The sequence below is a fragment of the Gilliamella sp. wkB112 genome, assembly GCF_001690685.1.
Lineage (GTDB): Bacteria > Pseudomonadota > Gammaproteobacteria > Enterobacterales > Orbaceae > Gilliamella > Gilliamella apicola_J.
The window spans coordinates 99,555-120,483 of the sequence record NZ_LZGL01000009.1 but is presented as its reverse complement, the minus strand read 5'-3'; the positions used below and the strand labels follow the sequence as shown (position 1 = coordinate 120,483).

Annotated in this window: 17 protein-coding genes and 1 tRNA gene; 13 read left to right on the top strand and 5 right to left on the bottom strand. The window is 32.1% G+C overall.

Annotated features, from left to right (window positions below):
* Positions 1 to 42: 42 nt before the first annotated feature.
* The 10 genes from A9G12_RS02880 to A9G12_RS02835 all read left to right on the top strand — a co-directional run bounded on the left by A9G12_RS02880 (position 43) and on the right by A9G12_RS02835 (position 11,777).
* Positions 43 to 375 (top strand): DMT family transporter, encoded by a 333-nt coding sequence (locus A9G12_RS02880; RefSeq protein WP_065564364.1) that lies wholly within the window; start codon positions 43 to 45, stop codon positions 373 to 375.
* 162 nt (positions 376 to 537) lie between these two features.
* Entirely contained in the window at positions 538 to 1,008 is a 471-nt protein-coding gene (locus A9G12_RS02875) for a YhcH/YjgK/YiaL family protein (protein WP_065564363.1), read from the top strand.
* A 26-nt stretch (positions 1,009 to 1,034) separates the two neighbouring features.
* Complete coding sequence (locus A9G12_RS02870) at positions 1,035 to 1,970, top strand: sugar kinase (protein ID WP_065564362.1); 936 nt, start codon at positions 1,035 to 1,037, stop codon at positions 1,968 to 1,970.
* 298 nt (positions 1,971 to 2,268) lie between these two features.
* Positions 2,269 to 5,103, top strand: coding sequence for an excinuclease ABC subunit UvrA (uvrA, locus tag A9G12_RS02865; protein WP_141674106.1), 2,835 nt, complete (start codon positions 2,269 to 2,271; stop codon positions 5,101 to 5,103).
* Between the two features lie 172 nt (positions 5,104 to 5,275).
* Entirely contained in the window at positions 5,276 to 5,872 is a 597-nt protein-coding gene (gene plsY / locus A9G12_RS02860; protein WP_065564360.1) for a glycerol-3-phosphate 1-O-acyltransferase PlsY, read from the top strand.
* A gap of 201 nt (positions 5,873 to 6,073) precedes the next feature.
* On the top strand, positions 6,074 to 6,679 hold the full coding sequence (recR, locus tag A9G12_RS02855) for a recombination mediator RecR (RefSeq protein WP_065564359.1): 606 nt from the start codon (positions 6,074 to 6,076) through the stop codon (positions 6,677 to 6,679).
* An 82-nt stretch (positions 6,680 to 6,761) separates the two neighbouring features.
* Positions 6,762 to 7,580 carry a pyridoxal phosphatase gene (locus A9G12_RS02850; RefSeq protein WP_065564358.1) on the top strand — a complete coding sequence of 273 codons (819 nt, stop codon included), beginning with the start codon at positions 6,762 to 6,764 and terminating at the stop codon, positions 7,578 to 7,580.
* A gap of 17 nt (positions 7,581 to 7,597) precedes the next feature.
* Positions 7,598 to 8,305 (top strand): tRNA pseudouridine(65) synthase TruC, encoded by a 708-nt coding sequence (gene truC / locus A9G12_RS02845; RefSeq protein WP_065564357.1) that lies wholly within the window; start codon positions 7,598 to 7,600, stop codon positions 8,303 to 8,305.
* Between the two features lie 91 nt (positions 8,306 to 8,396).
* Complete coding sequence (gene ydiJ / locus A9G12_RS02840; RefSeq protein ID WP_065564356.1) at positions 8,397 to 11,459, top strand: D-2-hydroxyglutarate dehydrogenase YdiJ; 3,063 nt, start codon at positions 8,397 to 8,399, stop codon at positions 11,457 to 11,459.
* Between the two features lie 244 nt (positions 11,460 to 11,703).
* A tRNA-Cys gene (locus tag A9G12_RS02835) sits at positions 11,704 to 11,777 on the top strand.
* A 420-nt stretch (positions 11,778 to 12,197) separates the two neighbouring features.
* Here A9G12_RS02835 and A9G12_RS02830 read toward each other — a convergent pair.
* Positions 12,198 to 12,896 carry a CatB-related O-acetyltransferase gene (locus A9G12_RS02830; protein WP_255306436.1) on the bottom strand — a complete coding sequence of 233 codons (699 nt, stop codon included), beginning with the start codon at positions 12,894 to 12,896 and terminating at the stop codon, positions 12,198 to 12,200.
* A gap of 305 nt (positions 12,897 to 13,201) precedes the next feature.
* Positions 13,202 to 14,233, bottom strand: coding sequence for an acyltransferase (locus A9G12_RS02825; protein ID WP_065564355.1), 1,032 nt, complete (start codon positions 14,231 to 14,233; stop codon positions 13,202 to 13,204).
* A gap of 282 nt (positions 14,234 to 14,515) precedes the next feature.
* On the opposite strand from A9G12_RS02825, the gene A9G12_RS02820 reads away from it, so the two are divergent.
* The 3 genes from A9G12_RS02820 (at position 14,516) to A9G12_RS02810 (ending at position 16,803) form a co-directional block, all read left to right on the top strand.
* On the top strand, positions 14,516 to 15,439 hold the full coding sequence (locus A9G12_RS02820) for a LysR family transcriptional regulator (RefSeq protein ID WP_065564354.1): 924 nt from the start codon (positions 14,516 to 14,518) through the stop codon (positions 15,437 to 15,439).
* A 325-nt stretch (positions 15,440 to 15,764) separates the two neighbouring features.
* The gene (locus tag A9G12_RS02815) at positions 15,765 to 16,493 is read left to right on the top strand and encodes a Vgb family protein (protein WP_065564353.1); all 729 of its coding nucleotides are present in this window, start codon (positions 15,765 to 15,767) and stop codon (positions 16,491 to 16,493) included.
* Positions 16,494 to 16,611: 118 nt separating this feature from the next.
* Positions 16,612 to 16,803, top strand: coding sequence for a thermostable hemolysin delta-VPH (locus A9G12_RS02810; protein ID WP_065564720.1), 192 nt, complete (start codon positions 16,612 to 16,614; stop codon positions 16,801 to 16,803).
* 150 nt (positions 16,804 to 16,953) lie between these two features.
* Here the strand turns inward: A9G12_RS02810 and A9G12_RS02805 are convergent, their stop codons facing one another.
* From A9G12_RS02805 to A9G12_RS02795, 3 genes are all read right to left on the bottom strand, one after another.
* Positions 16,954 to 18,108: a sugar diacid recognition domain-containing protein gene (locus A9G12_RS02805; protein ID WP_065564352.1), complete on the bottom strand. Its 1,155-nt coding sequence runs from the start codon at positions 18,106 to 18,108 to the stop codon at positions 16,954 to 16,956.
* A gap of 162 nt (positions 18,109 to 18,270) precedes the next feature.
* The gene (locus A9G12_RS02800; protein WP_065564719.1) at positions 18,271 to 19,416 is read right to left on the bottom strand and encodes a glycerate kinase family protein; all 1,146 of its coding nucleotides are present in this window, start codon (positions 19,414 to 19,416) and stop codon (positions 18,271 to 18,273) included.
* 16 nt (positions 19,417 to 19,432) lie between these two features.
* The gene (locus A9G12_RS02795; RefSeq protein ID WP_065564351.1) at positions 19,433 to 20,734 is read right to left on the bottom strand and encodes a GntP family permease; all 1,302 of its coding nucleotides are present in this window, start codon (positions 20,732 to 20,734) and stop codon (positions 19,433 to 19,435) included.
* Between the last annotated feature and the right edge of the window lie 195 nt (positions 20,735 to 20,929).

Below are 20,929 nucleotides of genomic sequence, written 5' to 3'. Positions count from 1 at the left end.
AGGTAAAGTTTAAATTATATTTTTAACAATTGTGGATAAAAGATGAATTCCTATTTATTACTTTTTTTTGCTATTATTTGCGAGGTTATTGCAACTTCTTCATTGAAACTTTCAAATGGTTTTACCAATCTAGTGTTTTCCGTCATAACTATTATTGGTTATAGTGCATCATTTTATACACTTTCATTAGCTTTAAAAACTATACCTGTAGGTATTGCTTATGCGATTTGGTCAGGAATTGGAATTATACTAATTAGTCTAATTGCTTGGTTGTTCTTTAAACAAACATTAGATCTAGCCGCGTTAATTGGCATGGGGTTTATTATGTTTGGTGTGGTTATTATTAATTTATTTTCTAAAGTAGCTGGGCACTAATAATTAGTCATTAATAACCAAATCTTCTTTGACAATTGATCTATAAAAAATCATAACTTAAGTATATACTTATTATAGAGTTAATTGTTTCTTACTTGCTATATGCAAAACGAATAACATTATTAGTTAGTCCGTCAATTTGTATGTTAAGGATATTGAAGTATGATTTTAGGTAATATCAATTATTTGGGATTAGTCCCGTATTTACCCACCAAAATAAAGCAATCTATTGAATATGTAAAAAATAACGTAAATAGTAATACCCCTGTTGGTCGGTATGAGATTGATGGTAATAACATATTTTTTATGGTGTCCGACAGCACTTCCCGCCATATCCATGAAGCAAATCCAGAATATCATAACAAATATATAGATGTGCAAATTGTATTAGTCGGTGAGGAGGGTATGGCAATTAGTACCTTACCACCGTATACAAAAGTATTAGATGACAAACTAACTGACAATGATATTGCTTTTGTTGAGACGCCCAAAGAAGAAACTATGTTAGTATTACATGCAAACGATTTTATTGTATTTTTACCTCATGAAGTTCATAAACCACTTTGTGCTGTTGATGATAAAATTGCAACTGTACGCAAAGTTGTGGTAAAAATCGCATTGGATTATTTATAATTAAAGCAAGGATAATAGGTAAAAACATGACGACGAAAATCGCTATAATTGGCGAATGTATGATTGAACTGTCAATTAAACCAGATTCAACTACACGCAGTTTTGGTGGTGATACACTTAATACTTCAGTTTATTTATCTCGTTTATTACGGGATAAAGACTTTTCAATTCATTATGTGACTGGTTTAGGAACAGATCCTTTTAGTCAAGAAATGCTTGATAGTTGGCAAAACGAGCATATTTCAACTGATTTAGTACAAAGAATGTCTGATAAAATGCCAGGACTATATTCTATTGTGACTGATGAACAAGGTGAGCGTTCGTTTTACTATTGGCGTAATGATGCTGCAGCTAAATTTTGGTTAAAAACAGCTGAAACTGATAAAATTGTACAGCAAATTGTACAGTGTGATTATGTTTATCTAAGTGGCATTAGTATTGCAATTCTTGATGCAGAAAGTATCCTTAAATTACTTGATGTACTAAAAGCGGTTAAAACTAATGGTGGTAAAGTTATTTTTGATAATAACTTCCGGCCGCGATTATGGAGTAGCTTAGATTTGGCTCGTAGTGTTTATGCAGATATACTTTCATACACAGATATTGCCTTTTTGACTTTAGATGATGAAGATTTGTTGTGGGGTAAATTACCTTATGAACAGGTGATCGAAAGAACTAAAGGTTTTGGTGTGACGGAAATAGTTATCAAACGTGGTAGCGATAGTTGCATTATTGAATCAGTTGACGGACGTTTTGATGTTCCTGCTAATAAAATAGCTAAAGAACAAATCGTTGATACTACGTCGGCTGGAGATTCGTTTAGTGCTGGTTATTTAGGTGCAAGATTGACTGGCAAAAATCCGTCTCAATCGGCAGAACAAGGTCATATAGTTGCAGGAACAGTTATTCAATACCGTGGGGCAATCATTCCTCTAGCTGCTACACCAAAATTAATTAATTAATTTATTTTAATAGCAACAGTTGATAATGATTGTTGCTATTAATATTCGTAATATCAACAGAATCTTACAATCCTTATCTACAATTGTTTTCGCATTATTAATAGTAAAAACTTAGTCACGTTTATAGTTATTTTATTTTGTAAAGATGTTTCAGGTAAGCTATACGTTTTAGTGTAAAAACAAGGCAAAATATTTTCAAATACATAATAGTGTATTTAGATATTTAATACTGGTATAATATACAGTTAATCTGTCATTTAAATTGTCTAAAAAAATACTTAAGAAGAGATTCATGTCAATTAAAGATATCGATATTCGTGGTGCGAGAACGCACAATTTAAAAAATATAAATGTAATTATTCCTCGAGATAAATTAGTAGTAATTACTGGGCTTTCTGGTTCAGGTAAGTCTTCATTGGCATTTGATACACTATATGCAGAAGGGCAACGACGTTATGTAGAGTCTCTGTCACCTTATGCTCGTCAATTCTTATCCTTGATGGAAAAACCAGATGTTGATCATATTGAAGGGTTATCACCGGCGATATCAATTGAACAAAAATCGACTTCACATAATCCTCGTTCAACAGTGGGAACTATCACTGAAATATATGATTATCTGCGTTTACTTTTTGCTAGAATAGGGGAACCACGTTGCCCAAATCATAATTTACCTTTGGCTGCGCAGACAGTATCACAAATGGTCGATAGCATAATGGCATTACCTAACGAAAACCGTTATATGCTTCTTGCACCAGTGGTAACTGAACGTAAGGGGGAGTTTGTTAAGTTATTTGAACAGCTAGCAGCTAGTGGTTATATTCGCGTAAGAGTTGATGGGGATGTATATGATCTTTCCGATCCCCCTACGCTTGAATTACAAAAAAAACATACTATTGAAGTTGTAGTTGACCGTTTTCGTATTCGTGACGATCTTAAATTACGGTTAGCCGAATCGATAGAAACTGCATTAGCCATAACCAATGGTATTATTAAAGTAGCTAACTTGGATGATCCTAAAGCAGAAGAACAGTTATTTTCGGCTAATTTTGCTTGTCCTATATGTGGCTATAGTATTTCTGAACTTGAACCACGACTATTTTCATTTAATAATCCTGCGGGTGCTTGCCCAGAATGTGATGGTTTAGGTGTGCAACAATATTTTGATCCTAAACGCATAGTGTTAATGCCTGAAGTTTCACTTGCTGCTGGGGCGATTAAGGGTTGGGATCGTCGTAATTTTTATTATTTTCAGATGTTAAAATCACTAGCTGATCATTATAAGTTTGATATTGATCTACCATATGAAAAATTGCCTGAAAAAATAAAAGACATTTTACTAAATGGTTCTGGTAATACTGAAATTGAGTTTGTTTATACAAATGATCGCGGTGATGTAGTGAAACGCAAACACCCATTTGAAGGGATTGTTAATAATTTAACTCGTCGTTACAAAGAAACTGAATCCCAAACAGTTCGTGAAGAGTTAGCTAAATTTATCAGTAATCGTCCTTGTCCAACTTGCAGTGGTTCGAGATTATGTACTACTGCTCGGCATGTGTTTATTAATGATACTAATCTACCAACCATTAGTGATTTAAGTACTCAACAAGCTAAAACTTTTTTTGATAAATTACAACTTACTGGGCAACGAGCACAAATTGCTGAAAAAATCTTAAAAGAAATTAATGATCGATTACAATTTTTAATTAATGTTGGACTAAATTATTTAACCTTATCCCGTTCAGCTGAAACTCTTTCTGGTGGTGAAGCCCAACGTATCCGTTTGGCTAGTCAAATCGGTGCTGGGCTCGTTGGTGTGATGTATGTATTAGATGAACCTTCAATTGGTTTACATCAACGTGATAACAGTCGTTTGATTAATACCTTAACCCATTTGCGTGATTTAGGTAATACAGTCATTGTAGTTGAGCATGATGAAGAAGCTATTCTGGCAGCTGATTATGTCATCGATATTGGACCCGGAGCTGGAGTGCATGGTGGTGAAGTGATTGCTCAAGGTACACCTAAACAGATTATGGATTGTAAACAATCTTTGACTGGCCAATATTTATCTGGTCAACAAAAGATTGATATTCCTAAAAATCGAAATAAAGTTGATAAAAAGCGAATGTTGTCATTAATTGGTGCAACTGGAAATAATCTAAAAGATGTTACATTAAATATTCCTGTAGGTTTATTCACCTGCATTACAGGTGTATCTGGCTCTGGCAAATCGACACTAATTAATGATACTCTTTATCCTTTAGCTCAAAATGAATTAAATGGGGCAGAAAAAACTGAAATTGCGCCATACAAAGCAATTAAGGGACTCAGTTTTTTTGATAAAGTTATTGCTATTGATCAAAGTCCAATAGGCCGCACTCCACGATCTAATCCTGCTACTTATACTGGATTTTTTACATCTATCCGTGAATTATATGCTGGTGTACCTGAATCTAGGGCTCGAGGTTATAATCCAGGTCGCTTTAGTTTTAATGTGAAAGGTGGTCGTTGTGAAGCCTGTCAAGGTGATGGTTTAATTAAAGTCGAAATGCACTTTTTGCCGGATATCTATGTACCTTGTGATCAATGCCATGGGGCTCGTTATAATCGTGAAACTCTGGAAATTAAATACAAAGGGAAATCAATTAACGAAATTCTTAATATGACGGTTGAAGACGGTCGGGAGTTTTTTGATGCGGTACCTATGATTGCACGTAAATTGCAAACACTAATTGATGTAGGCCTTTCTTATATAACCATCGGACAATCGGCAACCACATTATCCGGTGGTGAGGCACAACGGGTTAAACTTGCTAAAGAATTATCTAAACGTGATACAGGCAGTACCTTGTACATTTTAGATGAGCCTACAACAGGTTTACATTTTGCTGATGTTAAACAATTGCTTACACAATTACATTCTCTTCGTGATAAAGGCAATACTATTGTAGTCATTGAGCACAATTTAGATGTAGTAAAAACTGCCGATTGGATTATAGATTTGGGGCCTGAAGGTGGTGATGGCGGTGGTGAAATTATAGCTGAGGGCACTCCTGAAGAACTGATTAAATCGAAAATATCTTATACTGGTCAATATTTAAAACCAATATTAGAAAAACAAAAATAATCATAATGCTAGTTATTTAAGCGATTATTAAAATGAAGAAGTGGCAGTTTAGCTTGGTTTAGGTAATAGTATGATTAATGACTAAAGTTATTTTTTTATGTTAAACTGCGTAGACTGTTATCAATAATAGTTATTAACCGAAAGTAAATTAACTTTATGAAGTGAGGTTATTTTGACATTATACATAGTGATGATGATCATCATCGCCTATCTTTGTGGTTCTCTTTCTGGTGCAATGATTGTTAGTCGTATGATGCATCTATCTAACCCTTCAGAATGTGGCTCACATAATCCCGGTGCCACCAATATGCTACGGATTAATGGTAAATTGCCAGCTGTTATTGTACTAATTTTTGATATGCTTAAAGGTACTATACCCGTTTATATTGCTTATCGCTTAGGCATTGCACCTTTCTTTTTAGGTATTATTGGAATCGCCGCTTGTTTAGGTCACATTTTCCCTTGCTTCTTTCATTTTCGAGGTGGAAAAGGCGTTGCTACTGCCTTAGGTATGATGATGCCGATTGGCCTTGATTTCACAGGTTGCTTTATTGTTACTTGGTTAATTGTATTATTAGTTACTGGTTATTCATCTGTTGCTGCAATTGTTGGTTTCCTCTTGGCACCATTTTATGTATATTTGTTTAAACCAGAACTTACTTTGCCAGTTGCTATGTTGTCATGTTTAATTATCATCCGTCATAGCAGTAATATTATGCGATTGTTCAAAAATGAAGAACCCAAAAGTTTACCTTTAAAAAAGCGTTGAATTTTGAAAACAGTTTGTTATTAATATAATTAATTCATTTATAATCTGAAATTATTTGGTTATATAAAAATTAATATTTCTTGGCTTCTATTCTAAATAAGTATAATTAAATTAAAACAATAGAGTATTTCTTGTTTTATAGAATATTGAAACAAGGTATTATTACAGAATAATAAAATTATAGTGGAAAAAAATCGTTTCATGCAAATCAGCCCATTATTAGAATCACTTATGGAAGCTCTACGCTGTTTACCTGGTGTTGGACCAAAATCGGCTCAACGAATGGCCTTTCAATTATTACAACGTAATCGCCAAGAAGGCATTCAATTAGCACATGTGTTACATGAAGCAATGCTTAATATAGGTCATTGCAAAGAATGTCGCACCTTTACAGAACAAGAAATTTGTAATATCTGTAATAATGTTCGTCGCCAACAAAGTGGTCAATTATGTATAGTTGAAACGCCAGCAGATATTGTTGCTATTGAACAAACTGGGCAGTATAGTGGACGTTATTTCGTATTACTTGGTCATCTTTCACCTTTAGATGGTATTGGTCCAAGTGATATTGGTTTGGATCTGCTTAAACATCGATTATCTTCTGAATCCATTAATGAAGTTATTTTAGCGACTAACCCCACAGTAGAAGGTGATGCCACAGCTAATTATATTGCTCAAATGTGCGCAGAATATAATGTTATAGCTACACGTATAGCACATGGAGTTCCGGTAGGGGGCGAACTGGAAATGGTTGATGGCACTACATTGTCGCACTCATTTGTGGGGCGTCAGAAAATTGAATTTTAGTATCGAGTATTTCTAGAGAAATTTAATGTATTCGATACCAAGTTGTTTTAAATATAAATAAATACGAAGCACGAGGGGTTATATGAAATATAAAGCGGTGGCTTTTGACATGGATGGTACATTACTGGCCAGTAATCGTCTTGTTTTACCGGAAACAATAGATGTAATCGAAAAAATTAGTGCCAAAGGTGTAAAAGTTATTTTAGTATCTGGTCGCCATCATTCGGTAATTTATCCATACTATTATCAGTTGAAACTAGCAACACCAGCAATTTGTTGTAATGGTTCTTATCTTTATGATTTTGAAAAACAAGCTACTCTTGCCGCCAAACCTATGACAAAAGAACAAGCTAAATGCCTATTGAAGCTTGTTAGAGAATATGGTGTGCATAATATGATTTATACTGATAAGTTCATGAACTATGAAGTGCTTGATGATCATCTTGAAGGATTTTTTAAGTGGGTTCACTCGCTACCAAAATTTTTACAACCAGAAGTTAAAAAAGTGGATAACTTTGAAACTGTCATTGATGAGGCAAATGCAATTTTCAAATTTGCAACTAGTAGTCATGATCTACCTGCGTTACGTAAATTTTCTGCAGTTGTCGATGCTGAAAATATGTTTTCGTGTGAATGGTCATGGTCTAACCGAGCTGATATTGCGGTAAAAGGTAATACCAAAGGAAATGGTTTAAAACACTGGGCAGAACATGAACAGATAGAGTTAAGCGAAATAGTTGCTTTTGGCGATAGTTATAACGATATAAGTATGTTAACAATTGCCGGACTTGGAATTGCGATGGGGAATGCAGATGCCGAAGTGAAGGCGCATGCTAATTATGTCATCGGTGATAATAATAGTGCTAGTATTGCTACTGAACTTAAAAAACTCTTTTTATAATTTATTTAAGCAAAATTGTGTTTGAAATTCTTTATCAAGATAATGACTTAATTGCAATGAATAAACCGGCTGGTTGGTTAGTTCATCGCAGTTGGTTAGATAAAAATGAAAGCATAGTTGTTATGCAAACTTTACGAGATCAAATTGGGCAACATGTATTCCCTGTGCATCGTCTCGACCGTCCTACTTCAGGAGTTTTATTATTTGCTCTTTCTAGTGAAATAGCCCGTTTGTTGTCTACTCAATTTGCGTCTAAACAGATTGAAAAAACTTATCATGCAATAGTCCGTGGCTATGTTGATGGCGAAGCGATAATCGATTATCCATTAGTGGAAGAGTTAGATAAAATTGCCGATAAATTTGCTAATAAAAATAAATCTGCTCAAGAAGCGGTATCATTTTATCGGGGATTAAGTAAAATCGAAGTCCCTATCAAAGTAGGTAAATTTGCAACCGCCAGATATAGCCTAGTAGAATTAAAACCTCAAACCGGACGTAAACATCAATTACGTCGCCATATGAAGCATATTTTTCATCCTATTATTGGTGATAGCAAACATGGAGATTTGCATCAGAATCGAGCATTTGCTAAGTATTTTGGTATTAAGCGGCTTATGTTGCATGCAAGTTCCCTTAAAGTTACTCATCCTATTACCAGTAATCCAATAATTATTAATGCTAAGTTAGAACAAAGTTGGCAAGATATTTTAGTAAATTTTAAATAGTAATTTAATAATATTCATAACATAACTTATTTTGACGGCATTAATGGCTTAGATTAAACTTATTTAAAAAATTCTTTTTCAAAATTTTATTATGATCCCTAAACTTTCAATATCACCTCAAATCAATGAGGTTACATTAAATTATCTGAAAATACTGAAAGAATCTGGTTTTACTGGTGACATAGATAGTAGTTATGCTTCTCGGTTAACAATGGCAACCGACAATAGTATTTATCAGCTTTTACCGCAAGCTATCTTATTCCCTCGTTCTACTGATGATGTTAGATTGATCACTCTGGTGGCTCAGAAACATGAATTTCAAACGATAAAATTTACGCCAAGAGGTGGTGGTACTGGAACTAATGGGCAATCACTTAATGACGGAATTATTGTAGATATGTCCCGCCATATGAATAAAATATTAGAGATAAATTTAACGGAAGGTTGGGTTAAAGTCGAAGCTGGTGTGGTTAAAGATCAGCTCAATCAATACTTAAAACCACATGACTATTTTTTTGCGCCGGAATTATCAACTAGTAACCGGGCAACTATTGGTGGAATGATTAATACCGATGCTTCAGGGCAAGGATCAATGGTATATGGTAAGACTTCTAATCATGTTTTAGGGGTAAAGGCTGTTTTAATAAATGGAGACATACTAGAAACAGGGAAAAAAACAGAGCAAGAAGTACAACAATTAGTTATTTCCTCACCGATTTACCACACTGTATATGATTATTGTAAAGAGCATCGGCAGTTAATATTAGATAAATTTCCAAAACTAAATCGTTTTTTAACTGGTTATGATCTTAAACATGTTTTTAATGATAATTTAACTGAGTTTGATTTGACTCGGATTATTACCGGGAGTGAAGGATCATTAGCTTTTGTAACCGAAGCTAAATTGAATATTATTTCATTACCTAAGTATCGTTTACTTATCAATATCAAATATGATTCTTTTCAATCAGCATTAAACAATGCACCATTTTTAGTACAGGCAGATGCTTTATCCGTTGAAACTGTTGATTCGAAAGTATTAGGGTTGGCTAAAGAAGATATTATTTGGCAATCGATTAAAAATTTGATCACTGATGTTGCGGGTTACGATATGCAAGGTATTAATATAGTTGAGTTTGCTGGTGATGACTATGAACTAACAAAAGGTAAAATGGATAAGCTTTGTCATCAACTCGATAATCTTATGGTGAATCATACACTTGGTATAATTGGTTATCAAACCTGCGTTGAACTTGCCGAAATAGAAAAAATCTATGCTATGCGTAAAAAAGCGGTTGGTTTATTAGGTAATGCTAAAGGAGTTCGTAAACCAATTCCTTTTGTTGAAGACACTTGTGTACCACCGCAACATTTATCTGCTTATATTACTGAATTTCGGGCTTTACTGGATAGTCATCATTTAACTTATGGTATGTTTGGACACGTTGATTCCGGTGTTCTTCATGTTCGTCCTGCTTTAGATATGTGTGATCCTGAACAAGAAAAATTGATGAAACAGATCTCTGATCAAGTGGTAGCATTAACTGCTAAATATGGTGGATTATTATGGGGCGAACATGGAAAAGGTTTTCGTAGTGAATATAGCACGGCTTTTTTTGGTGAAGACTTGTATCGTGGGCTTAGAATAATTAAAACAGCATTTGATCCTAAAAATCGTTTAAATCCAGGGAAAATTTGTAATTCATTAAATGTTGAAGAACCAATGTTATCTGTTGATTCAACGACTCGCGGTTTTTATGATCGGCAAATTCCGGTTAGTATAAAAACGGTTTTTCATGGTGCTAGTGAATGCAATGGTAATGGTTTGTGTTTTAATTTTGATGTAAATAGCCCAATGTGTCCTTCGATGAAATTATCCAGAAATCGTGTTTATTCTCCAAAAGGACGTGCCGCATTAGTACGAGAATGGCTTCGTTTAATGAGCCAATCAGGAATGACTTCATCAGAACTTAATACTCTCAATCCCAAAAAACACAGTACATTAGTTGGTTTTGTGAAAAAGATTTATAACTCTTGGCAAGCTAAGCGTGGAAAATATGATTTCTCCCACGAAGTAAAACAATCGATGGATCATTGTTTATCCTGTAAAGCGTGTGCAACTCAATGTCCAATTAAAATTGACGTTCCTGATTTTAAAGCTCGGTTTTTACAACTTTATCATACTCGTTATTTGCGACCAGTACGTGATTATTTGGTAGGGAATATTGAATCTTATCTACCGCTAATGGCTAAAGTTCCACGGTTTTTTAATTTTTTTATGAAAATGTCTATAACTGAATATCTGACTAATAAAATTGTTGGTATGACTAATTTGCCATTACTTTCAACGCCAACACTTAAAAAGCAATTAGTAGGGCATAGCACAGCTAACATAAAACTTAAACAACTACAACAATTATCAAATGTAGAAAAGGCAAATTATATATTAGTAGTACAAGATCCGTTTACCAGTTATTACGATGCCAATGTGGTATTTGATTTTATTTGTTTGGCAGAAAAATTAGGTTTCAAACCTGTCTTGTTACCATTTGTTCCTAATGGTAAGCCTCAACATATAAAAGGATTTTTAAAACAGTTTTCTAAAACAGCACAAACTTCTTCTGATGTTTTAGCACAAATTGCGCAATTAGGTATTCCCATGGTTGGTGTTGATCCGGCTTTAGTGTTGTGTTATCGCGATGAATATAAACTAATATTACAGGAAAAGTTAGGTAATTTTCAGGTTTTACTTTCTCATGAGTGGTTGAATAATGTTGCCGATAAGGTCGTTAATACTTTTCAAGTAAAACAAACTAATGTTGAAAAATGGTATTTACTAGGGCATTGCAGTGAAAGCACGCAATTACCTGCAAGTAATCAACAATGGCAACAAATTTTTAAACAATTTGGTGCGGAACTACACTCCATCAGTGTTGGTTGTTGTGGTATGGCGGGAACATATGGGCATGAAGTTAAAAATCTCCAAGCCTCAAAACAACTTTTCCAATTCTCATGGCAAAAAGCTTTAGCTAAATATCCTAATGAACGTTGTTTAACTACTGGGTATTCCTGTCGCAGTCAAGTAAAACGATTTGACAAACTTACACTAAAACATCCAGTTCAAGCTTTATTAGAATTAATATCAGTTAGTTAATTTTTGTAGTTTTATATAGAATTTATAATTAAAGTTACTCAACTTCAATAAAGGTTTTTGAACTGTTTAATTTAAGGTGATTTTCTAATTCATTTAGAGTATTGCTAATATTTTACCTTTTATATGGATCGATTAAAAATTATTTATATAAAAACTAAATGATTGCTGTAATTATAGTCTATTTAACCTTGACGTCTAAACAAGCCAATGCTACTATTTGCAACCTATTCACATAGTCCACTACGGCGCGTTGGCAGAGTGGCCATGCTGCGGATTGCAAATCCGCCTACCTCGGTTCGACTCCGGGACGCGCCTCCATTCACATAGACGATACAAATAATGAAGCTGATTAGTCATATTTTTGTTATTAATCAGACATACCTATAGCATCATCATTTTTAATAAACCGTTATGTGATAATAATAAACATAAACATCATTAATGATTGAACAAAAAACATATATTTCATATCTGAATGTAGCTAGTTAGATGTTTTTTTACTACAAACCATATGGGTAAATAACAACAGAATAGAGGATAACTTTTATTAACTACTCATAGGATGGTATAGAAGGGTAAAAAAACTATATCACATAAAATATGGATAAATATTATAAAAAATAATATACAAGCAACGATTAATTATAATGTGAGGAAGTTAATTAATTACTTGAATGCTAAAGCCCATTAGAATTAATTAATGTAAGTGTTTTTTTCAAAATCCGAATAAAGCGGTAATCACACCACTTTATCTTTATTTTTTAACATTTCAATTTGTTCAACTGCTTTTTCAATATTACTAAAATCAATCTCATTTTTATGATGGAAATGGTATTCCGAATCCCACCATTTTAACTTCAACAACTTATTTATGATATTCTCATTAAATCTATAGCGTATAATTTTTGCTGGAATACCTGCAACTATAGCATACGGAGGGATATCTCTAGTTACAACAGATGAAGCACCAATAATTGCTCCATCTCCGATACTTACTCCAGTGATAATAACTACATTAGCTCCTATCCAGACATCATTACCGATAGTCGTGATTTTTAAAGGTTTAAAATTATCAGTATCATTATATTGAAAAGGATGTGTTGAAAGCCAGTCGGTGGGATGTCTATCCGCGCCGATAGTGACATTTGTTGCAATTGAACAATATTTACCAATTTTTGTATTCTTAACTAATCCACTAATAATGTATGAATGGTCATCAACTGTGCAATCATTATCAATAACCACCTGTGGACAAACCATTGATTTTGGAGAAATATATGCGGATTGATGATCATTGTCTAAATGATTATCAACAATAATTGTCGCAGGAGGAACGTCATTTATACTTGATGAAGAAGGCGTTTTTTGAATGCTATAACCTAAATTTTTACGTAGTTTTAAGCCCGTTTTTTTATAGATCCAATATCGAATTCCCATGTTTAAATCCATTAAAAAAATATTCCATGTATAAGAGATTATTATAACATATTTTATATATCAACTAAACACTACCGATCTTCGGTTTATAATATTTGATGCATCATTCAAATTATTATAATCAACTATATATAGATACTAGTTGTTTTTTTAATTCACTATTATAAGTGTTTTATCATTTGCATCTAGTAATAAATTGACCAATTGGAAAATTTCAAAAAATAACTTTTAAGAATTATATAAAATAATATGATGACCTTATTATAGTCGATAAAAATTTCATCAAATGTAGTAAACGTATTATATTAAAAAATGTATTTTAAAAATTTCACTTTTTTAAGAAAATAAATTGAAATAAAGCTTGCTGGTAGTGTAAAAATAAAATAAATGAATAAAAGCATGTAGTTTTGTACTTCTAATAATTTAAATTTAGTTAATATACCCATTATTATATAAATCCAACACACATGAATTAGATATACACCAAAAACACAATTACTCAATATTATTATAAATGGTCTTTTTTTATTCAATAAACTAATATTTTTAAGAAAAAGGAAAAATAAACAACTAGAGATAGCTATATATAATGATGTTGAATACCAATGGTTTTCTTCAATAAAGTTGTTTTGATATTTATCTAAATAAATCTCAACTATGATTGTTATGCTTATTAATAAAAAAAGTAGATATTGATTTCCATAATTACGATTTAATCGATTAATTGCTATATATCCAAATAAAAAATAACTTAGATACGGTCCTGTAAAATCGTTACCCATTAAGTTAAAGATAAACATTTCAGGAAATAATGATTTAATAAAAAAATTTCCTTGATTTAATAGAAATCCAATCAGAATTAAGAATACAATACCTTTTGTTGATGTGTTTCTTACTAAATTACTAACAAATGGTGTAACTAAATATAATAATATAATTGGATACATAAACCATAAATGAATAGCAGAGCCATAATTTGTTGGATATATGCCATTATGATATTTAACAGAAGTTTTTATTATTGATGCAAATGAATGATCTGTCGTTATGAATTCACTGATGATATTAGTTAAAACAGCAAATAATATTATTGTTATAACAAAACGAAAAGTTTTCAGGCTGTAAAATTTTCCAATACTATTCGTATAGTCTCTTGATAATAGTAACCCTCCAGAAATCATGAAAAAAAGAGGAACAGCCATTCGATCGACCGAGTAAAAAAAACTTTTTACTAATAAATTATCTAGAGGGATATTTTCATGACAGTGAGTAAAAACAACAAAAAAAATTGCAATAACTCTGATGTGGTCAAGGTAATAAATTCTATTGTCTTCCATAAGAATATTGTATTCTTTTAATTTATAAAATTATTATTCTAATGATAAATATAACCTATTAATAAGTCAATAAAAATTAGAAATTGGAAAATTAAAATGGTTTCTTAAATTATAGTTCTATTATTTTATCGGTTTATTGTTTCAGAATATATTTTGATAAAATATAATAATTTCTATTGATTCAATCTAAATATTTACTAATATTACTTAAGTTATTTATTTAATAACAAAATAGATCTAATAAATATAAAAATAGTGATTTAAATATAAAACTGAGAATTTATGGACATTTACAGTAAAAAGTTACCAAGTATTAAGCAATTACAATATTTTATTGCTGTTTGTGAGGAACATAGTTTTAGGGGAGCAGCTAATAAGTTAAATGTTAGCCAACCGCCACTTTCAATTCAAATCAAGGAATTAGAAGAAAAACTAGAAGTGAGTCTTTTTTTGAGAAATTCCCACCAAGTTGTTTTAACTAAAGAAGGTGAAGAGTTTAAATCAAAGGTTACTCAAATATTAAAAGAACTATGCTCAGTTACTAAATCAATCAAATCAAATAATGGTAATAAGATAACTTTAGGGACGACAAAAACATTAAGTTTTGACTTTATTGATTATTTTAAAGAATTTTTTACAGAGTTTGCAGATGTGATTGAGATCTATAAGCATAATTACACATCGAAAGAGTTGCAATTTGAATTGCAAAAAAGGCATATTGATTTTGCCTTTGTATCTGATTATCAGTCACGAAATGAACATGAAAATTCCTTGTTGATTTATCGAGAGCCTATGATGCTGGTGTTACCTGATAGTCATCGTAGTAGTAAATGCAATCAAATTGATCTCAATGAGATGTTAGATCTACCTCTTTTTTGGTTTAAACAACATTCAAACCCGAGTTTTTATGAACAATGTGAACAAGTTTTTAAAACTCTTAACCGCCCTGTAGCTCGTCGGCCAGAACTTCCTGATAATTTATCTATGTTACTTGAAGTATCATTAGGCAAAGCTATGATGCTTCTACCACAATCTATGGTACAAGCAAAATTAGATGGTGTTGTGTATAAACCATTAATTAATAAACAAAGTGAAAAACTCAAAATCGACATCTATCTTATTTGGCGTCGTGATTTGCATAAAACTCCTTTGAGTGAGGCTATAATTGATTATTTTAAGGGTAAATGTTTTACTTTAGAAAAATAGCTATTGTTTTTAATAAATAATATATTGATTATATAGAAAAAATTTCTTAATTCCTTTCCTTACCTTCTGATATTTATTTCATATCACAAAATAGATATTTCTATAATTTGATATTTAAGCTTAGTGTTATTGCTGAATACAACAATAATTTTGTTGTTTGCTTAATTTAAACCAAAAAAGCCATATCACTCATGTGTCAGTTAATTTATTTTGATTTTTAACAGTTAATAGGATTTATAACTTGTTGTGGAGAAAAAGTATTATGAAAAAATATTGTTTATACGTAATTACATTATTTATTTTTGCTTTATATGGAAAGGGGAGTATGGCAGAGATGAAAACTGTTAGTTCATCGTTTAGTGCACCAACGGGTATTGCCTTTGATAGTTCAGGTGCCATGTATGTGACCAATTGGTCAGGAAATTCGATCACTAAAATTAAGAACAATAACCAGAAGGAAACTATTTATAGCAATATTTCATCACCAGCAGGAATTGTGATTGATAATAAGGATAATATTTATGTTTCTTCATATGGTGATGACTATATTTTAAAAATAGAAACAAATGGTAAAGCCCAAAAAATTTCAGAAGGTTACCATACACCAACAGGCATTGCCTTTTCTAATGATGGACACTTATTGATTACTAATCGCTCTACAGGTGAGATTGTTAGTCTTGATTTAAACAATGGTAATAAACAGATAATCGCCAAGGGATTATCAACACCTGTAGGTGTGACACAACTTCCTGATAATAGTTTAGTGGTCTCACAATATAGTGGTCGTTTAACTTTGATTAAACCAAATGGACAACAAATTGAAATCGGTAAAGATTTTGTTCGCCCAGGCGTTGGTATTGTTACTACATCTCCTGATACTGTTGCAGTAATAGATAATGGGGCTGATATGGTACGTAAAATAAATATCAAAACCAATAAAGTTGAAACTATTGCGACGTCATTATCCGGTGCAGTTGCATTAGCGTTACATAATAATCAATTTTATATTGGAACGTGGGGTGATGGTTCGGTACATATGCTTAATAGTAATTAAATCAAGTAAATTTTAGTACTACCATTAAGTTGATGATAACTTGATTACTGATATTAAACATGGTACAAATTATCATCAATTCAAATCTCTCATCAAGACCTACACAATTAAACTAAATATGAGCTATTTTAATTATCATGCCAAAGCAAAAAAGTTAATCAAAGATGGTTTGCTAGTTAGATATGAATTTGTGGATAAATGGAATGGTATTAAATCAGCATTAGTTTTATATTTTAAAGATACTAAACCAATGCCAATTAGAGAATATCGATGGCAAGAGTATCTATCATTAATTAATAATAAAGAGTAATACTTTTATTTTGAAATCGCTTTAATTTTTTGTAACTATTAATTTCTTTTTAATCTATAAAAAGATATTTTTTAGGGTTACTTAATTAGTCGTTTAAATTTTTCAGTATTAGATTTGTTAAAAGTAATGATTGGTTAAATAGACTAGGATTTATTTATCCAACTGCAAAGCAATGTATAGTAATACACGATCATCAAAATTTGATAGATTTAATCCAGCTAATTTAGAAATTCTATTTAAACGATATTCTAAAGTATTTCGATGTATAAATAGAGAATTTGCAGTATTGTTATTGTGTAAATTATGATTAAACCAAGTTAATAATGTTTTTCGTAAAATACCACTATGATCAGATAATTTTAATTTTTTTAATGGCGATAATAATTCATCAGCTTGCCAATCTCTATTTAAACTCTCTAATAATACCGGAAGAATTAATTCTTGGTAATAATAATTTCGACACTGAGGCATTCGTTGTTTCCCCACAGCCATTACGGTTTTAGCGGTTTGATAAGATCTTGCAATTCTATCTATCCCTTGATAAAAATAGTTACCTAATGATATTTTTACTGCAAATTGGCTTGAGTTTTTAATATGTGTAACTAGTTTTTCTAAATTATCTTTATGCTCCATTAAATCCCAACGGTTAAATTTATTTAGTGCAGGAATTAACATGACAATTTCAGTTAATGATTTTATTGCTACTAGCTTGCTTTTTGTTATGATTTGTAATTCATTTTGTAGATTTTGAAGTTGACTCATTGCCGTCTGTATACCAAGCTGACCGTTGTCTATTTCAATTGTCACTGCCACTCTAGGTAAGGATAAGTCTATATTTAGTTTTCTGCTCCATTCAGATAAATTTGCTACTTTATTATCTGATTGAATAATGGATAAAATAAATTCTTCTTTTAAACGATTATCTTGGGATAATTGCTTTAGTAATTGTGCTTGTTCCATCATCATTTCAGCCGACATGCAAACCAATTTAGCGAACTGAATGATTTTTTGAGGGTCACCAGTAACACCAATCACACCGACAATTTTTTCATTTAGTTTAAGAGGAAAATTAACACCCGGTTTAACACCTTTTAATTTTTTAGCTGTAGGATTATCAATTGTAACTACTCTTTTTTGCGAAATAGCTAACATTGCACCTTCGTGTAATTCGCCAATACGTTCTAGATCTCCGCTACCTATAATTTCCCCGCGACTGTTCATTACATTAACATTGCAGTCGATAATTTTCATTGTCCTTGCGACTATGTATTGAGCTAATTGAGGAGTGATATTGTCAAACTCCATATACATATAACCTCTGTTATATTAATAAAATGAAGAAATACATTAAAATAAACTATATATTTTATTTTTCTTTATAGTCGGGTAATAACATTGTTATTTATGAAAAAGGGAGTAAATTGGCAATCACTTTTATCTCCCTTTTTATTGTTTATAAACAAATAGTTAATTTTGAGCTATTTTAATTAAACGCGCTATATTTTCACTGGTACGCTCAATATTTCTAAAGCCATTAATTAATAAATCTTCAATTTTCTCAGCACTGGGAATAATGCCAAAAATGGCATCTATACCTTCAGGATAAAGCTCTTCAATATTTTTTCCTAATGTTCCCGCAAGAACTATAACTGGAATATTTTGGCTTTTAGCAATTTGCGCAACACCAAACGGTGTTTTTCCAAATTTTGTTTGAAAATCAATTCCACCTTCTCCAGTGAAACAAAAATCCGCTCCTTTTAATTTTTCATATAATCCACTGTAATGAGTAACAATATTGATACCTTTTTCCATAGTACTATTAGTAAATGCCATTAAACCTGCCCCTAAACCACCAGCAGCTCCGGCTCCAGGAATAGAAGCCACATCTTTTCCTAACTGTGCTTTAATAACTGATGCATAATGTTTAAGATTATTATCAAGTTGTTCAACCATTTCAGGCGTAGCTCCTTTTTGTGGACCAAATACGCTTGAAGCACCTTTCTCTCCACATAAAGGATTAGTTACATCACTGGCAACGATAAATTCTACGCTCTTAAGTAAAGGATTAATATTAGTTATATCAATTTTTGCCAATTTACCTAATTCTCCACCACCTTTACCTAATAGATTATTATCTTTATCATAAAATTTAACACCAAGTGCTTGAGCCATACCTGCACCACCATCATTGGTAGCACTACCACCGATACCAAGAATGATTTTTTTTATTCCATGTTTAAGACAAGCAAGAATTAATTCACCAGTGCCATAAGTCGTTGTGATTAAAGGATTACGATTTTCTTTAGCTACCAGCTGAATTCCACTGGCAGAAGCCATTTCTATCACTGCAGTTGTATTATCGCCTAAAATTCCATAATGAGCAGTAACGGTATCGCCTAATGGTCCCGTAACCTGACAAGAATGAAGTGTTCCATTTGTTGCATCTACCAACGATTGAGTTGTTCCTTCACCGCCATCAGCCATCGGCACATGAATAAAATTAGCATCAGTGAATATTTTTTTTATACCTGATTCAATTGCTTTACAAACTTCTTTGGCTGTCATACTTTCTTTAAAAGAATCGGGAGCAAGTACAAAAGTTTTTTGTTTCATAAAATTATTTCCTGATTTAAATGAAAAAGTCATAAATAATAGTAGCGACAAGTGTCATTGTGCCACCAACAAGGGCTTCATATGGAATTAACCTCATACGTTGTTTGATTGACATATTCATACTATTACCAGTGACGTGGAAGTAGTTTCCTTGTGGCAATGAATCAATTACTGTTGCCCCAGTATGCATCATGACTGCTGCACTAATAGCTGGTATCCCCATATCTATAATTGTTGAACCAAATGTGCCAGTTGCCAAAATTACACCCGTTGAAGTAGATGCAGTGGCTGCAGCCATTAAAATACCTGAAATAGGTGATAAATAGTAACCAGATATACCTATTGATTCAATGATAGAAATTACTTGGTTGGCTAGATTAGATGCACCAATTAAACCCGCTATAGCTCCAGCACCGACTAAGATTAATACAGTTGGTGTCATTTTATCAATGCCAGATTTAGTATACATAGCAATTTTGCGATGTTGGCCCATAGCTAACATACCAATCATACCAGCGACTGGTAAAACATATAATGCATCAATTTTTAGGTTCGCTAATACTTCAATATGAAAAATATTACCTATAGGATTTATCATTAATAAAATAATTGCAGTAACAGGAGCAACAATTGATTTACCTAAGGATGGATTATTATTTTGCTCTTCATCATTTTTCTTCAGAGCTAAAACTTCATCGGTAGTGACTTTATCACCTTTATTTTTAATTAATGAAGCTATAACTACTGTTGCTATTAAACCAAAAATTGCAGGTATAAAACCAGCGATCATTACATCACTTAGGCTTAAATCAAATCCATTAGCAGCCGCAATCGTATTGGGATTAGGCGAGATAATATTGCCTGCTTTTCCCCCACCAGACAATGCTAATAATAATGCCAATCGTGATATACCCATTTTATTGCCTACAGATAAAGCGATAGGAGCAACAATTAACACTGCGACAGGAATAAATACTCCTGAAGCTGTAATAAGTCCGGTGGCTAAAGCTAACGCTAATAACGCTTTTTTTTCACCTAATTTTTTGACAACAGCTTGAGCAATAGTTTCGGCTGCTCCTGACTCCATCATTACACCAGCTAAAATCCCCGCAGCTAACACTCGAATTACGGTTCCCATAATACTTTGTGTTCCACTAGTCAAAATTGATACTGTTTGGATCAAATTTGCTCCACCGATAAAAGCACCAATTATTGCTCCAAAAAATAGTGAATAAACTGGATTGATACCTTTTAAAATTAAAAAAATAGCTAAAAATAGCCCAATTAAAGCTCCATACCAACTAATTATTTCAGTCATTAATATTCCCCTTTTTTTTATCTAATATTAGATTTCTAGGATTATTAATTTTATTCTTGTGTTTCTTGTTTGTGTTATGTGATTTTGCCTAAAAAAAGAGGGAATATATTAAATAATATTGGGCATTGTTATGATGTTATGTGAGATTAATCACAATATTGCCAGTCAATTATTCAATAATGCGCTTAACGCTTA

Excerpts from the sequence above, each read along its gene's own strand:
- A9G12_RS02880 (WP_065564364.1), top strand. The coding sequence starts at position 43 with ATGAATTCCTATTTATTACTTTTTTTTGCTATTATTTGCGAGGTTATT.
- A9G12_RS02875 (WP_065564363.1), top strand. The coding sequence starts at position 538 with ATGATTTTAGGTAATATCAATTATTTGGGATTAGTCCCGTATTTACCC.
- A9G12_RS02870 (WP_065564362.1), top strand. The coding sequence starts at position 1,035 with ATGACGACGAAAATCGCTATAATTGGCGAATGTATGATTGAACTGTCA.
- recR (WP_065564359.1), top strand. The coding sequence starts at position 6,074 with ATGCAAATCAGCCCATTATTAGAATCACTTATGGAAGCTCTACGCTGT.
- A9G12_RS02850 (WP_065564358.1), top strand. The coding sequence starts at position 6,762 with ATGAAATATAAAGCGGTGGCTTTTGACATGGATGGTACATTACTGGCC.
- ydiJ (WP_065564356.1), top strand. The coding sequence starts at position 8,397 with ATGATCCCTAAACTTTCAATATCACCTCAAATCAATGAGGTTACATTA.
- A9G12_RS02830 (WP_255306436.1), bottom strand. The coding sequence starts at position 12,896 with ATGGGAATTCGATATTGGATCTATAAAAAAACGGGCTTAAAACTACGT.
- A9G12_RS02825 (WP_065564355.1), bottom strand. The coding sequence starts at position 14,233 with ATGGAAGACAATAGAATTTATTACCTTGACCACATCAGAGTTATTGCA.
- A9G12_RS02820 (WP_065564354.1), top strand. The coding sequence starts at position 14,516 with ATGGACATTTACAGTAAAAAGTTACCAAGTATTAAGCAATTACAATAT.
- A9G12_RS02815 (WP_065564353.1), top strand. The coding sequence starts at position 15,765 with ATGGCAGAGATGAAAACTGTTAGTTCATCGTTTAGTGCACCAACGGGT.
- A9G12_RS02810 (WP_065564720.1), top strand. The coding sequence starts at position 16,612 with ATGAGCTATTTTAATTATCATGCCAAAGCAAAAAAGTTAATCAAAGAT.
- A9G12_RS02805 (WP_065564352.1), bottom strand. The coding sequence starts at position 18,108 with ATGGAGTTTGACAATATCACTCCTCAATTAGCTCAATACATAGTCGCA.
- A9G12_RS02800 (WP_065564719.1), bottom strand. The coding sequence starts at position 19,416 with ATGAAACAAAAAACTTTTGTACTTGCTCCCGATTCTTTTAAAGAAAGT.
- A9G12_RS02795 (WP_065564351.1), bottom strand. The coding sequence starts at position 20,734 with ATGACTGAAATAATTAGTTGGTATGGAGCTTTAATTGGGCTATTTTTA.